The sequence below is a fragment of the Pedobacter sp. HDW13 genome, from assembly GCF_011303555.1.
Lineage (GTDB): Bacteria > Bacteroidota > Bacteroidia > Sphingobacteriales > Sphingobacteriaceae > Pedobacter.
Window position 1 is genome coordinate 2,081,565 of record NZ_CP049868.1, and the last position, 15,011, is coordinate 2,096,575.

Below are 15,011 nucleotides of genomic sequence, written 5' to 3' on the forward strand. Positions count from 1 at the left end.
GTATTTTAATAAACGTCGTTTTAACGTTTTTGGGAACGTTTGCACACTTTTTTGGTTAAATTCGGTTTCAAACGGTTTTTAGTTTGTAAAATTGTTACATCAACGTAACCAAATATAAACAAAGCATAACATCCCGAAATTAGAATTATATTCTACATGCAAGCGATTGCAACACATTAAAAAACCAAATCATTTCAAATAATTAAATAACTATGAGCAGAGTTTTACTCTTTTTAGCACTTCTCTCTTTTTTTGGATTATCTGTGGCCCAGGCACAAAACAGGCAATTAACAGGAACCGTAAAGGATAAATCGGATGGGCAGCCCCTGATTGGTGTTAGTGTATCCGTAAAAGATTTGAAAACCGGAGCCAGTACAGATGCCAATGGCGCTTATAAAATTACCATTCCAGGTAAAGGAGCTGTCGTAACCTTCACTTATGTGGGTTACAAAACCAGAACTGTAACGGTTGGTGAGCAGAACAAACTAGACGTTACGCTGGAAGAAGATGCCAACACCTTGCAAGAGGTTACTGTAAACATTGGTTATGGTTCAGTGCGTAAAGAAGCTTTAACCGGTTCGGTTTCTTCTGTTACCGGAAAAGACATTGACCAGTTTCCCGTGAGTACAGCAGCACAGGCATTGGCCGGAAAGCTGGCCGGTGTATCGGTTACCACCACTGAAGGAAGCCCCGGCGCCGAAATCGTGATCAAAGTACGTGGCGGGAGCTCACTTACCGGCGATAACTCTCCGCTTTATATCGTAGATGGAATTCAGGTAGAAAATGCCTTATCTATTTTATCGCCAAACGAAATCCAATCTATTGATGTGCTAAAAGATGTGGCATCAACCTCCATTTATGGTAGCCGAGGCGCCAACGGAGTAGTGATTATCACTACCAAAAGTGGCAAAAAAGGTCGCCCTATTGTATCCTTTGATGCTTATGCAGGTGCCAGGCAGATTGTAAACGAGTTGGATGTAATGAACCCTTACGAGTTTGTTAAATACCAGTACGAACTGTATAACAACAACACCAACCAGGATGTTAAAGATACCTTTACCAAAAAATACGGCACTTTCGAAGATCTTGATATTTACAAAAATATTCCCAATATCGACTGGCAGGATAAGGTTTTTGGTCGCCAGGCCTGGAGCAATACGGAAGTGTTAAACCTGGCTGGCGGAACCGCTAAAACCACCTATAATGTTTCGGTAAACAATACCAAAGAAGATGGTATTATGTTAAACTCGGGCTTTAGAAGAACTTTTGCTTCGATGCGTTTAGACCATAAATTTTCGGATAAATTCAGGGTTGGCCTGAATGCCCGTTACAGCCGTCAACGTGTTGATGGAGTAGGAACAACTTCTACCGGTTCACAAGGCACCAACCGTTTAAGAAATTCTGTACGTTACCAGCCTTATTCAGGTGGATCTGATTCTGGAGATTTATTTGATGCCGATTATTTAACAACAGGATTAACCAACCCGATTACTTTAGCCAACCAGGAGCTGAAATACGACTACCGCAATGATTTAATCACCAGTGGTTATGTACAATATTCAATCCTTAAAAATTTAACGGTTAAAAGTACAGTAGGTTACAACAGAACCAACAGGCATGTAAATGTTTTTAATGGCCCTGTAAGTAATGTGGCCCGTAACAATGCAGGCTTACCTGCCATACAGCTCGATACGGTTTCTCAAAAATCATTCATCAATACCAACACCATTAATTACAAACCCAATTTGGGCAAAGATCACAGCTTAGATTTATTGGTGGGGCAGGAAATCAACATGGTTGATATCGATTCGAGAAGTACCGTACTTAAATTTTTACCAATCGATATCTCAGCAGAAGATGCCTTCATAAGCTCAGCTCCTGCAAATACCATTCAGGATCGGCCTACTTCTTTAATTTCAGGAACCAGACAGTTTTCGATATTCAGCAGGGCTTCTTATGGCTTTAAAAATAAATACCTGGCTACCGTAAATTTCAGAACCGATGCTTCATCACTATTCGCAGCAGGTAAACAATGGGGTTATTTCCCATCTGCACAAGTGGCCTGGAGGGTAACGGAAGAAAAATTTGTGAAAGACCTGAACCTGGACTGGTTAGATAATTTTAAAGTTAGAATGAGTTATGGTGCCGCCGGAAACAACCGTATTGGTCAGGATTTGTTCAGAACCTTGTTTTATCTCAGCTCAACAACTGGCGGTTATGCCGAAACAGATGGGTCGGTTTCAACAGGCTTGATTTCGGGTACAGCTACAGGCAATATCCTGTCTAACCCGAACATTACCTGGGAAACTAATATTTCTAAAAACCTGGGTATTGATATCGACTTATTCAAAAACAAACTTTCACTTAATTTAGATTATTACGATAACCGCACCAAAAACCTACTTTTAAATGCTAACGTGCCGCAAACTACGGGCTATTCTACCCAACAGCAAAACGTGGGTAAAACCCAAAATACAGGTTTCGAGCTGCAGTTAAACTACCAGGCTGTTAAAACCAAAAACTTTAGCTACAACACCAGCTTCAACATTTCGTTTAACAAGAATAAAATTGTCGAATTGCAAAACGGCGTAAGTTCTTACATCACCCAATCGGGTTGGGTTAACAGCTTAGGCGATTTTAAAGTGGAAGTAGGTCAGCCGGTAGGTCAGTTTTATGGTTTCATATCTGACGGGCGCTACACCGTTGATGATTTTACCTATGTACAAAATGCCACAACCGGAGCTTACACTTACACACTTAAGCCTACCGTAGCCAATAGCAGGGTATTATTGGGCAACCGTGATCCACAACCAGGAGATATGAAAGTTCAGAAACTTTCTTCTTCATCGAGCATGATGATTGGAGACGACGACAGAACTGTACTGGGTACCGCACAACCGAAATTCACAGGCGGTTTTAACAACCAGTTTGCCTATAAAAACTTCGATTTAACCGTATTCGTAAACTTTAGCTATGGCAGCAAGGTTTATAATGCCAACAAATTAGAATTTACATCACAATACAACGTAAAAGACAACAATTTACTTGCAGTAATGAACGACAGGTGGCAGAATTTTGATGCCAACGGCGTAAAGGTAACCGACCCAACCTTATTAACAGCCATGAACGCCAATACAACATTATGGACACCCACCGGAGGAAACTACGCCTTAACCTCTTATGCGGTTGAAAGCGGCTCTTTTTTAAGAATCAGCAATGTAACACTAGGCTATAGCTTACCACAAAGTATAATCAAGAAAACCGGCTTTATTTCAAAACTAAGGGTATACGGAACGGTTAACAATTTATACACGATAACAGGCTATACCGGTTACGATCCGGAAGCCAATACACGCCGTTCAAATCCGCTTACTCCAGGTATCGATTATGCAGCCTACCCACGGAGCAGGTATATCCTTGCTGGTATTAACATGGTATTTTAACCTCAACATTAAAGAAAATGAACAATAAATTGATAAAATCGGCTTTAATGGTAATTGCTGTTGGAGCATTGAGTATAACAACTTCCTGCAAAAAATATTTAGACGTACAATCACCATCAACTTCATCACCTGATGTAGTTTTCGAAAGTACAGCAAATACAAATGCGGCCATTATAGCAGTATACAACCGCTTATGTGGCGATAATGGTTATGGCAGTCGTATTTCGACCTTATTTGGCCTAACCGCCGATGATTTTAAAACCTCTGGAAGTTATAGTTCTTCCGATCGTCGGGGAATTAGTATGTACGGCGCAAGTTCGGATAATACCGATCTGATTAACCCATTTTTACAATTGTATGCCGGCGTAGAGCGCGCCAATATCTGCATCAAATTTATTCCGGCATCTAAACTTTATGCAAATGGTTCTGATGACGAAAAAGCCACTATGAAACGCTACTACGGCGAAGCTCTGGCTTTAAGAGCGCAGTTTCTTTACGAACTGATCCGCAACTGGGGAGATGTTCCGGCCTCATTTGTACCATCGGCCGATGCTGAAACATTATATGGCCCAAATGTAGATCGCAATAAAACCTACGATCAGATAATTGCCGATTTAAAAATGGCCGAAGATTTAGTGCCATGGAGAAGTGGCATTGCCGAATATGGTAGTTTCCGTTTTACAAAAGGAGCTATTAAAGGTTTAAGGGCGCGTATTGCGTTGGCAAGAGGAGGTTACTCCTTAAGATCGGCAAGCCATACCATGGAGCGCAGCTCGGACTATTTAACCTATTACAAAATTGCGTTGGATGAGTGCCTGGATTTAATGAACCACCGTTCGGAGCATAACATCAATCCTGTTTACGAAAACGTATTTAAAACCTTGCATACCACTACCCGTTACGATGATGCCCACGAACTGATGTTCGAGGTGGCCGCTTTCGGCGGTAATGCGGCTACAGATAGTAAGCTGGGGTATTATAACGGTATCCGATTTAACTCGGCCTCTACTTTCGGCTCGGGAGGTGGCGGTATGAATGCTATTCCAACTTATTTTTATGAGTTCGATGTTACGAAAGATTGCCGCAGGGATGTAACCATTGGTGTTTTCGAAATTACGGCAACTTCGAAAAAAATCATCAATACTTTGTTTAACATGACGGATGGAAAATTCCGTAAATCGTGGACAACCTTTAACGGATCATCAGCCGCGCAGAACTTTTCGATCAACTGGCCAATTTTACGCTTTGCCGATGTATTGCTGATGTACGCCGAAGCAGATAATGAAATTAATGGCGCACCATCTGCAGCAGCTGTTAACGCCTTGCAGGAAGTACAAAAAAGGGCTTATGCAGGTTTCGAAAGTCAAATTCCGGTAATACCAACCGATAAAGCAGGCTTTTTTAATGCAATTGTTAAAGAACGTTTGCTGGAGTTTGGTGGGGAGGGCATCCGCAAATACGATTTAATTCGCTGGAATTTATTGGGCAGCAAATTTGACGAAACACGTACCAAAATCCGTGCTTTAATTGCCGGCACGGGCGATTATGCCAGTGTACCCAATTACATTTATGCTAAAGAAGGCAATTATTTACTGGGAACCAGTGTAAACGAAGTGGCAACGCTCGATCTTTACGGTGGCGTTCCGAACAACGTATTTGCTTCGCCGGGTTTAAATACTTCTTCGGCCCCAACGGGTTATACCACCAAAAACTGGAGAAAAGCGGTAACAGAAGAAAATTCGATCACCAGTACATCAACCGGTATTGCCTTTTACTTCGAAGCAAACAAAAAGGAGCTTTTCCCATATCCAAAAACTACTTTAATTGAAAATCCAAGCATGGTTCAAAACTTTGGCTATTAATACAGGTATTATGAAAAAAATTATAGATCAACTGGGGTTTAAACTAATTATTTTATCGCTGATGGTGCTGGCCATTTCTTCTTGTAAAAAAGAAGGCGATGTACCCACTGACCCAGCCAGGATATTTAAACCTAGCGATGTTAAAATTGCTGCGGGCGAAACTTCGGCCAAATTAACCTGGACTTTACCGCTATTGTCGACAGGGAAAGCACTGAAATACAGCATTGACTTTTCAACCGATTCATTATTCGCAACGGTGAACTACACTACTACCGCCGATACGGCTGGCGTAACTGTAACCGAGGATAATCTGGCTGTTAGAACAAAATACTATGCGAGGGTGAAAGCCAATGCTACCGAAACTCAACCAGAATCGAAATACGTGCGCAGCAGTGCCTTTCAGTTAACCGGCATTCAATTGTTTTCTGCGATAAGGGATAACGAAATTAAAGAAAACAGCATTACACTACGTTATACACCAACAGTTGGTCTTACCTCCATTGTGTTAACACCAGCAACAGGTACAGCAATTACCACTACACTGAGCACAACCGATGCAACTGCCGGCTTAAAAGCGATAACCGGATTAACAGCAGGCATGAAATACACCGCCGAACTTTTTGCTGGGACGAAGAGTAAAGGTATTACCACTTTTACTACACTTGCCCCAACTACCTACACAGTAAAATTAAATCCAGGCGATGATTTGGCAGCAGCCATAGCAAATGCAGCTAACGGTGCTATTATAGGTTTAAATCCGGGCACGTACAACCTGCCTACAGCAACTGCAACATTTATTACCCAAAAAACCATAACCATAAAGTCGACATCAGGCAACCCAACAGATACCAAGGTAAATTATAGGGAAATTGATTTAGAAGGTACTGGCGCTGGTGTAACACTATCAGGCATTGAGTTCGACGGAACAGCTTCGGCTTCGCTTTATTTCATCAACTTTATTGGCTCACAGGCTTCAAACGGTGCAGCAGCAACCTTTACCAACGTGGTTGTTGATAATTGTATTGCACATGGTTCTACTACTTCGTTTTTACGTGGCGACAGGGGAACGGCAGCGCGCGATTTCAAAATAACGGCGATTACCGTTAATAATTCTATTGTTTACGATATGGGAGCTAATGGTTCGTCGGCATATTACACCTTCCATGTAAACAAAATGCAGTTCAATACACTAACGGTATCGAAATCTACATTTTATAATGCAGGTCCGGGTTTGGTTACCGCCAGCACTACCTATACAGGCGATGTGACCCCAACGGTTGCCATCAGCAACTCTACCTTTAATAGTTTTGGTGGAAATGCGAAATACGCTTTACTAGATGCGAGTGCAAACCCAATTAACTTCACCATTCTCAACAGTATTATGGCTAATACACCCAGATCAGGTACGGTTAACGCTGCCGCCATCAGAGGTACAGGTGCGGGCAGTGCCCTAAAAATTTCGAACAGCAATTACTTTAATTTATTTAGCGCGTTAACCGGCGGTACCGCTTTAACTTTTGGTACCACAACATTAGCCAGTAACCAAAGCATCAATACCGGCTGGACGGCAACCACAACTGATTTTACCCTCCAGGCGAGTTCTGTTTTAAGAACTGCCGGAAGTACAGGCGGGGCAATTGGCGATCCACGCTGGACATATTAATTATTTTTAAAGGGCAGGCTTAGATCTGCCCTTTTTTATTGAAATTTATAGCATAGCACTATACCGGTCAAAATGACGAAACCAACCCTGATCCATTTAGCTTATACCATCCTTTTTTGCATCGGCTTAATCCCTCAAACCTATGCGCAAGACCCCAAATACCCGACTACCCTTACCGTTTCGAAAGATGGCAGCGGCAATTATAACACCATACAGGAAGCTGTAAACTCAGTGCGCGATTTAGGCGAACAGGAAGTTAAAATTTATATCAAAAATGGCATTTACAAAGAAAAGCTGATTATTCCTTCCTGGAAAATAAAAATTGCCATTATAGGCGAAAGTAACGAAAACACCATCATCACAAATGATGACTACTCTGGAAAAGACTATCCGGCAGGCAAAGATGCTTTTGGCAATACCAAATTCAGCACTTATACTTCATTTACAGTGTTGGTTCAGGGCAATGATGTAAAGCTCGAAAATTTAACCATCATAAACGCAGCAGGCCGCGTTGGGCAGGCTGTTGCACTATATGTAGAAGGCGATCGTTTTGTAGCCAAAAACTGCAGGCTTTCAGGGAATCAGGATACGCTTTATGCCGCTATCGAGAATAGCCGCCAATACTACCAAAACTGCTACATAGAAGGCACTACCGATTTTATTTTTGGCAAAGCAACCGTTGTTTTTGAGCACTGCACCATTAAAAGCTTAACCGATTCTTATGTTACCGCAGCCTCTACTTCAGCAAACCAGCCCTTTGGGTTTGTGTTTATGCATTGTAAACTCATTGCTGATTCGGCTGTAACAAAAGCTTATCTTGGCCGGCCATGGCGACCTTACGCTAAAACCGTTTTTATGCATTGCGATTTAGGTAAACACATTCTCCCTGTTGGCTGGAACCCATGGAAAGGCGACAAGATGTTTCCCGATAAAGAGAAAACTGTGTTTTACGCAGAATACCAAAATATCGGTGCAGGAGCATCACCCAAAACACGCTTAGCCTGGACAACACAGCTTAGCGATAAAGCCGCAAAAAATTATACCCTTAAAAATATCCTGGGCGGAACCGACAAATGGAACCCCACAGTTAATTAGTGAATTATCAATATGAAAAATAAGTTTTACCTGGCATTTGCACTGGCCGCATTAACGGCTACCTTATCATTTACTTTCATTCAAAAGAAAACTACGCTGTACATTATAGGCGATTCTACCGCAGCCAATAAAGATCCTAAAACTTATCCCGAAACCGGTTGGGGCATGGCATTACAATCATTTTTTAAGCCAGATGTTACCGTTGATAACCGCGCACTGAATGGAAGAAGCACTAAATCTTTCCGTGCAGAGAAACGTTGGGACCCTATTTTAGCACAACTGAACCCTGGCGATTACGTTCTTATAGAATTTGGGCACAACGACGAAAAGGTAGATAAACCCACTGTAGGTGTTTCGCTGGCCGATTTTAAAACCAACCTGATTAACTACGTCAAAGAAACCCGAAGCAAAAAAGCTTTACCGGTACTGCTTACACCCATTTCGAGAAGAAGTTTTAAAAACGGGGTTTTAATCGATTCGCACGGCGATTACCCACGCATCACGCGCCAGGTAGCCGACTCGCTGCAAGTGCCATTAATTGATATGCTGGTTAAAACCGAGAGCTTGTTAAACCGTTTAGGCGAGGAACCTTCAATCAAACTATTTAACCATGTCGATTCAGGAAACGTGAATTATCCAAACGGGAAGAAAGACAATACGCATTTAAGTCCGGAGGGAGCCAAACAAGTTGCTGCTTTAGTGGTAAAAGGTATAAAAGAATTAAAATTAGACCTGGCCAAAAAACTGAAATAAGCCATAAAAGGAATTTTAAGTAGCTAAAATTGGTAATCGCAGCGTTAAAATAAAAGATCGGTACGAAGCGCTAAAAATATAATGGCTAATATTGCAGCAATGAATACCGGTTTATACAATCCTTTCCAAAACTTCGATTTTTTATACAAAATCTGCTTTTTAAGCGGCAAAACCTTTAACACACCAGTTGTACAGGTGCCATTAATTCCAAAATGGTTACTGGCGCAGGCAGGTTTAAGCGGCGAAGAGCAAATTCAGTTTTTGGATGAGAGCATCCGTTCATACAATACACTTGTTATTCCGGTTAACAGTGAGTTAAACGAACAGTTTTTAAACCCGCTTGAGGATAAAATAGAAGTAGCCTTTGCAAAAGGTTATGCTGCTGTTTCGGCACTGCCGGAGCTGGATTTATTTAACTGGATTGGCAAGTTTTTATATGGCTTTGTTTACATCGAAATGCATGCTGCACTGCGTAAGGAGATGACTGCCGATGGCTTAAACATGTCGCAATCTTTAATGATGAAATTTGCCAACCTGAATTTCATGATGCAGAATTTGTATACCAGTCTGGAATTTGAAGATTTTACACCCTGGTCTATCACTGTGGTTAAACTCGAAAACGAAGAAACCCCATTCAGTTTCCGCGACGAGATCAATACCCTTACTTTTTCAATAAAGATGAAAGATTTCGGGATTATTGCCTGCTTGCAGGATAATGGTACCAACAAACGTTACCACCAGGAAATTGTAAATGAGATAGCCGGAAAAAGCTTAACAGCCGAACAGTTTGAAGAGGTTACAGCGCGTTTTTATTATTCTGCCTATCTGTTTAACCGCTTGCCCGAATATACTTTTATGCCGGTTGATGGCACCACTTATATTGAAGCCATGCCTTTACGCGGCAACATGAGCAAACCTTTGTTTGATGTTTGGCAACACAAGGTTTATGCGCAGGTTTTAGAAAACTTCTGGAAACCCTGGGGTTATGTAGTGTTCGAAATTATTAAAAACCCCGAACAGCCGATGAGCTTTTTCGAAAAGCCTTGTTTGCCTAATGCAGGGTAGATAACTTCTATTTTTTACCGCAAAGCGCGCAAAGAAGAAACGCCATTTTCTCTGTGTAAAACTCAGTGATCTCTGTGGTTAAAATATCCCAGCAATTCCATCACCCATTTTAAATCTTCCGTCTTTTATTTTCCCGCTGATTAAACAGATAAGCGCAGAATCAAAGCCATTTTTCTCTGTGTAAAACTCCGTTATCTCGGTTGGTTAAAATTCCTCCGGAAATCTCACATCATCCATCTTCCGTCTCTTTACCTCGATCCGGTTAGCAGCGTAAAGAAGTTCTGTAATATACCCGGCACAAAAATAATGGTAAAAATTAAGCCGGTTAAAGCACCGAAAAAGTGTGCATCGTGATTAATACCATCGCGCGAGTTTTTAGAGGCATACGCACAATAAATGAGGTAAATAATGCCAAATATCCATGCCGGAATTCCGAAAGGAATAAACATGATATAAATTTTAGATACCGGGTTAAACAATATAAAGCTGAATAAAACAGCACTGATAGCACCAGAAGCCCCCAAGCTATTATAGTTAAAATGATCTTTGTGCTTAAAAATGGTAGGCAAATCACTTAAAATCAGTGCCAGAAAGTACAACAAGCCAAATTTAAAGCTGCCCAATAGCTGTTCTAATGTAAAAGCAAATGCCACAAAGGTGAACATGTTAAAAAACAGGTGCATCCAATCTGCATGTATAAGGCCGCTGGTAATTACCGTCCACACTTTATGCCCTTTTGATACACTGTACGGATGGAGCATAAACTTGCCGTAAATGCTATGGTCGTAAAAGGCGTAAAGGCTCGTAATAATCGTAAAAACAAAAATTAACGAGGCAACGGGTGCTATATTGAAATATTCCATCGGGTTATTTTAAATCTAATTGAACAGCTGTAACTAAACGGGCTACAGGATATCTGTTATGTGTTTTTTCGTAATAATCAGAATTTTTATACACAAAGTCAAGTTGTGCAGCACCATTCTTTGCAAAATCAGCATCAGCAGCTTTTTTCGCTTCGAGCTGTGCTTTCAACTCCGGGTTTTTCTTCAATAGTTCAGCTGCAGTATCTTCAAAAACATAAGCCGAGTAATGTTCTTTCATATCCAGAATCGAATCGAAAAAATTCCAGTTAAAATAAGAATCAATTGCTTGCGGCTCGAGGGTTTCTACAATATAGCGGTTGCAAGGCTGGTTTACATAAACCACAAAATCGCCGGCATAATACTGCAGGTTTTGTTTCACAGGGTTTAGTTTTACCGCCGAATGGAGGTAGTGCCCTTCATAAGGCCTGGTGCTGGTTTTAAAATCACCGATGTAATAACTTTCAACCTCAATTTTCTGATCGGCTTTTATCTCTTTTAATTTTACTCCGTTTAGCTTCAACAAATTAATTACCCTATCCCAGGCTTTAGGGATAATATAGGCAATTGGTTTCTGTACGGTAATGGCTGGTTCAAACTTATTCCATTCCTTAATCGGTTTGGTGTAGGGTTTACTGCGGTCGTAATATAAACGATCGGCACCACTAACCGCACTTGGTTTTTGGCCAGCTTCAAAACCTTTAAAATTCAGTTCGTTTACTTCGCTTTTATTCAGTTTCCAATCCAACGGAAACGCTTGTTGAGCCGCTACAAAAGCATCTGCCTTTTGCTTGTTTTCGCCAATAATCCGGGCATCACGTGCTACAATATCAACATAAGCCTGTAAAAGTTTATAAGTGGCATCAACCCTTAAATCGTACGATTTTAACATGTGTGTTTCGGGCATAAAGCCAATGGTATTGTGCAGGGTAGTATAACCTGTTGAATACCGTGGCGACTCGATAAAGCCTGTAATTCCACTTTCAGGTGTTTCGCCAATCGAGTTTACATAAGGAATCATCGGATAACCCTGTTGCTCCATCGCGGCATATAAACCTGGCACTAAAGTTTGTGTTAAATAATTGGACAAAATACCGTTCAACTTATCCTTTTGAGTTGGAATAAGGGTCATTACATATTGATAATCGGCTCCGTTGCTCGTATGTGTATCAACAAAAATTTCGGGCTGCCAGGTATTAAAAATCAATTGAAAAGCCGCCGAATTTTTAGAGTCTGTTTTGATGAAATCCCTGTTCAAATCGAGATTTTTACCATTGCCCCTAAACCCATAAGCCACAGGGCCGTTCTGGTTAGCCCTCGAGGTACCAGTGCGGTTAAAACTACCGTCGATGTTATAAAGCGGAATGATACAGATCACCACATCTTTTGGCAGTTTCTTTCCCTTAATCAGATCGCGCGCCAGCATCATAGAGGCATCTATTCCCTCCGGTTCGCCCGGGTGAATGCCGTTATTGATCAGCAAAATGCGTTTATTGCTTTTCCGGATGGCAACAGGATCGAAAACTTTATCCTTCGATAAAACCAGCAGGTGCAAGGGTTTGCCAAAATCGGTGCTTCCATAGCTGAGCAGCTTAGCTTCAGGGCTGCCCTTAATCAGGTTTTGATAGTATGCAATGGCAGCAGTATAAGTTGTGGTTTCGGTTTTACCACTCAGCTCGAAGGGTGTTTTTTGTGCCCATGCCTTTACTGCAATTAATAAAAAGCAAAACACAAAGCATTTTTTCATCAGGATATATTTTGTTTATCTTAAAACCAGGGGAGCAAACACATTTACTAAAGTGTTTTACGATAAGATTTAATCTTCCCGAAGAAATACTTGAAGCCTATGGTATAAGCGTTATAAACATCGGGAGAATAATTTTTAAACTTGATACTCGGATCATTATAACCATCAAGCCCTTCGCCAAAAGTAAAGTTACTTTGTGCATTGATATTAATTACATAACGCATGTAACCATAACCATCCTCAATGTAATAGTTAAACCCGAAATTAATGGGTACTAACAGGTTTAGGCTCTTATCCTCACCCGGAAAAGGTCCATAACCAGGATTAGAGGCAGCCCAGCTTGGTTTATATCTTACAACATCAGTTATCTTATTGTTAATTACTCCTATGCCTGTACCTAAATACAAACCTCTGATATTATATAAAAACTCACTTTTATCGTAATTAACAACCTCGCCCAACATTAACTTGGCATTGGCCGAAATTGAAGTGTATTGGTTGATGAACTGACGGTTATGCGGATCGTTAACAATATCACCACCCTGAACCCTGCCGTATTGTGCTTCTAAACCCAATGTTACAAATGGGGTAACATGAAAATCGAGTACGCCGTAAGTGGTATAACCATAACTTCCTTCGTACACATCAGTATAAGAGCGGTTGATACCAGCGCCTAAACCATATGAAAATTTGAAATAATTGGATTGGGCAAAAGAAAAACTTCCGATAAAAACAAGAAGAACGGTTAGGTAAGTAACTTTCAAGAGGTTCGAAATCATATTGTTTTTTTACAAAAATAATATGATTATTGAATATCTATAACTTTTACCTTTGAATTATGAGTAATTACAACAACTTTAACAAATCTTTAGAACAAAGATTTATCAAATATGCCAAAATAGATACACAATCCGATCCAGCTTCACCAACCTGCCCATCTACCTTAAAACAAAAAAACTTAGGTCAGGAGTTGGTTAATGAACTACTCGAAATTGGCGTTTCTGATGCAGAAATGGACGATAACGGCTATGTATACGGAACCATTCCTTCAAATACGGATAAAAAACTACCGGTTATTTTCTTTTGCTCGCACATGGATACTTCGCCCGATTGTAGCGGAGAAAACGTGAAACCGATTATTCATGATAAATATCAAGGGCAAGACCTCGTTTTACCCGATGACAACAAAATCATGATCAGAATGTCTGATCATAAAGACTTAAAACACCAGATTGGCAACGATATTATCACTGCCAGCGGCACTACTTTATTGGGCGCCGACAACAAAGCCGGCCTGGCAGAAATTATGGAAGCAGCCGCTTTTTTAATGAAAAATCCGGAGGTAAAGCACGGCACAATTAAGGTTCTTTTCACCCCCGATGAGGAAATAGGCCGTGGCGTTGACAAGGTTGACCTGAAAAAGTTAGGCGCTGATTTTGGTTATACCATTGATGGCGAAACGCTGGGCTCTATTGAAGATGAAACCTTTTCGGCTGATGGAGCCAGGCTTACCGTTTATGGCGTAAGCACCCATCCCGGTTTTGCAAAAGGAAAAATGGAAAGTGCAATAAAAATCCTGGCCGAAATTTTAGACAGCCTTCCCAAAGATACCCTTACGCCCGAAGCTACGCATCAAAAAGATGGTTTTATTCATCCCGTAAGCATTAGCGGCCAGGTAGAAGAAGCAGAAGCGCAATTTATTATCCGCGATTTTACCGACGAAAAACTGGCACAACACGGAACTTTTTTAGCGCAAACCGTAGAAAAGGTAATGGCAAAATACCCCAACTCAACCTACAAACTGGAAATTAAAGCACAATACCGCAACATGAAACAGGTTTTAGATCAGCATCCTAAAATTGTGCAGTATGGTATCGAAGCTATTGAGAGGGCTGGGGTAGTGGCCAAACAACAGAGTATCCGTGGTGGTACCGATGGTTCGCGGCTTTCGTATATGGGTTTGCCTTGTCCCAATATTTTTGCCGGCGAACATGCTTTCCACAGCAAACAAGAGTGGGTAAGTGTTCAGGATATGGAAAAAGCAGTACAAACAATCATCAACATAGCCTCCATTTGGGAAGAAAAAGGATAATATTGAGTTGGGCTCTGGAGTTTCAACAGACTCCAAACCCTCAACTCCAAACTAATAAGCAGCTTGCCCAATAGCCAGGCTGCTTATTTTGCCTTCCTTATTTATTTCGAACTTAAAACAAGTGGTAAAGCTTCCCCACTGATCGGAGTGGAAATGCCCGTATACGTGTAAACCGTTATTTTCAACCTTATCAATATGGGTAAAGCGTTCGTGGCCCAGTGCTTTTTTAAAGAAATTGTTAAACTTCATCTGGTTACCGTCATCGTAAAAAGCAACATCAGAGGCAAACAAGGGGAACCAGATTTTCTCATCTCCTTTTTGTAAAGCCATTATTGCAGCTTTTACCTTTGGGTTCGATAATTTTGTTAAATCTACCGACATAGCGTTATGGTTTTAATGTTGAGCAGAACAATGTTTATTAACCAGCATTA

At 41.0% G+C, this 15,011-nt stretch carries 11 protein-coding genes; 7 read left to right on the top strand and 4 right to left on the bottom strand.

Going from position 1 to position 15,011, the window contains the following annotated elements; all coding sequences use genetic code 11:
* Positions 1-212 precede the first annotated feature (212 nt).
* The 6 genes from G7074_RS08755 (at position 213) to G7074_RS08780 (ending at position 9,881) form a co-directional block, all read left to right on the top strand.
* Positions 213-3,443 carry a TonB-dependent receptor gene (locus G7074_RS08755; protein ID WP_166208003.1) on the top strand — a complete coding sequence of 1,077 codons (3,231 nt, stop codon included), beginning with the start codon at positions 213-215 and terminating at the stop codon, positions 3,441-3,443.
* Between the two features lie 17 nt (positions 3,444-3,460).
* The gene (locus tag G7074_RS08760; protein WP_166208006.1) at positions 3,461-5,305 is read left to right on the top strand and encodes a RagB/SusD family nutrient uptake outer membrane protein; all 1,845 of its coding nucleotides are present in this window, start codon (positions 3,461-3,463) and stop codon (positions 5,303-5,305) included.
* Positions 5,306-5,315: 10 nt separating this feature from the next.
* Positions 5,316-6,968: a DUF4957 domain-containing protein gene (locus tag G7074_RS08765; protein WP_166208009.1), complete on the top strand. Its 1,653-nt coding sequence runs from the start codon at positions 5,316-5,318 to the stop codon at positions 6,966-6,968.
* Positions 6,969-7,040: 72 nt separating this feature from the next.
* Entirely contained in the window at positions 7,041-8,063 is a 1,023-nt protein-coding gene (locus tag G7074_RS08770; RefSeq protein WP_166208012.1) for a pectinesterase family protein, read from the top strand.
* Positions 8,064-8,075: 12 nt separating this feature from the next.
* Positions 8,076-8,816 carry a rhamnogalacturonan acetylesterase gene (locus tag G7074_RS08775; protein WP_166208015.1) on the top strand — a complete coding sequence of 247 codons (741 nt, stop codon included), beginning with the start codon at positions 8,076-8,078 and terminating at the stop codon, positions 8,814-8,816.
* Positions 8,817-8,897: 81 nt separating this feature from the next.
* Positions 8,898-9,881 carry a hypothetical protein gene (locus G7074_RS08780; RefSeq protein WP_124560959.1) on the top strand — a complete coding sequence of 328 codons (984 nt, stop codon included), beginning with the start codon at positions 8,898-8,900 and terminating at the stop codon, positions 9,879-9,881.
* Positions 9,882-10,129: 248 nt separating this feature from the next.
* On the opposite strand, the gene G7074_RS08785 is transcribed toward G7074_RS08780, so the two are convergent.
* Genes G7074_RS08785 through G7074_RS08795 form a run of 3 tightly spaced genes read right to left on the bottom strand, consistent with a single transcriptional unit; the run spans position 10,130 to position 13,267 of the window.
* A complete protein-coding gene (locus tag G7074_RS08785; protein ID WP_124560960.1) occupies positions 10,130-10,744 on the bottom strand; it encodes a rhomboid family intramembrane serine protease in 615 nt (204 codons plus the stop codon).
* Between the two features lie 4 nt (positions 10,745-10,748).
* Positions 10,749-12,488, bottom strand: a complete 1,740-nt coding sequence (locus G7074_RS08790) for a M14 family metallopeptidase (protein ID WP_124560961.1) — start codon at positions 12,486-12,488, stop codon at positions 10,749-10,751.
* Between the two features lie 47 nt (positions 12,489-12,535).
* Positions 12,536-13,267, bottom strand: a complete 732-nt coding sequence (locus G7074_RS08795) for a hypothetical protein (RefSeq protein WP_240916505.1) — start codon at positions 13,265-13,267, stop codon at positions 12,536-12,538.
* Positions 13,268-13,326: 59 nt separating this feature from the next.
* Here G7074_RS08795 and pepT point away from each other — a divergent pair, with 59 nt between their 5' ends.
* Positions 13,327-14,580 carry a peptidase T gene (gene pepT, locus G7074_RS08800; RefSeq protein ID WP_166208018.1) on the top strand — a complete coding sequence of 418 codons (1,254 nt, stop codon included), beginning with the start codon at positions 13,327-13,329 and terminating at the stop codon, positions 14,578-14,580.
* A gap of 51 nt (positions 14,581-14,631) precedes the next feature.
* Here the strand turns inward: pepT and G7074_RS08805 are convergent, their stop codons facing one another.
* Positions 14,632-14,961: a hypothetical protein gene (locus tag G7074_RS08805; protein ID WP_124560963.1), complete on the bottom strand. Its 330-nt coding sequence runs from the start codon at positions 14,959-14,961 to the stop codon at positions 14,632-14,634.
* Positions 14,962-15,011 lie beyond the last annotated feature (50 nt).

Bases quoted from the DNA above. Each gene is read 5' to 3' on its own strand.
- G7074_RS08755 (WP_166208003.1), top strand. From the start codon at position 213: ATGAGCAGAGTTTTACTCTTTTTAGCACTTCTCTCTTTTTTTGGATTA.
- G7074_RS08760 (WP_166208006.1), top strand. From the start codon at position 3,461: ATGAACAATAAATTGATAAAATCGGCTTTAATGGTAATTGCTGTTGGA.
- G7074_RS08765 (WP_166208009.1), top strand. From the start codon at position 5,316: ATGAAAAAAATTATAGATCAACTGGGGTTTAAACTAATTATTTTATCG.
- G7074_RS08770 (WP_166208012.1), top strand. From the start codon at position 7,041: ATGACGAAACCAACCCTGATCCATTTAGCTTATACCATCCTTTTTTGC.
- G7074_RS08775 (WP_166208015.1), top strand. From the start codon at position 8,076: ATGAAAAATAAGTTTTACCTGGCATTTGCACTGGCCGCATTAACGGCT.
- G7074_RS08780 (WP_124560959.1), top strand. From the start codon at position 8,898: ATGGCTAATATTGCAGCAATGAATACCGGTTTATACAATCCTTTCCAA.
- G7074_RS08785 (WP_124560960.1), bottom strand. From the start codon at position 10,744: ATGGAATATTTCAATATAGCACCCGTTGCCTCGTTAATTTTTGTTTTT.
- G7074_RS08790 (WP_124560961.1), bottom strand. From the start codon at position 12,488: ATGAAAAAATGCTTTGTGTTTTGCTTTTTATTAATTGCAGTAAAGGCA.
- G7074_RS08795 (WP_240916505.1), bottom strand. From the start codon at position 13,267: ATGATTTCGAACCTCTTGAAAGTTACTTACCTAACCGTTCTTCTTGTT.
- pepT (WP_166208018.1), top strand. From the start codon at position 13,327: ATGAGTAATTACAACAACTTTAACAAATCTTTAGAACAAAGATTTATC.
- G7074_RS08805 (WP_124560963.1), bottom strand. From the start codon at position 14,961: ATGTCGGTAGATTTAACAAAATTATCGAACCCAAAGGTAAAAGCTGCA.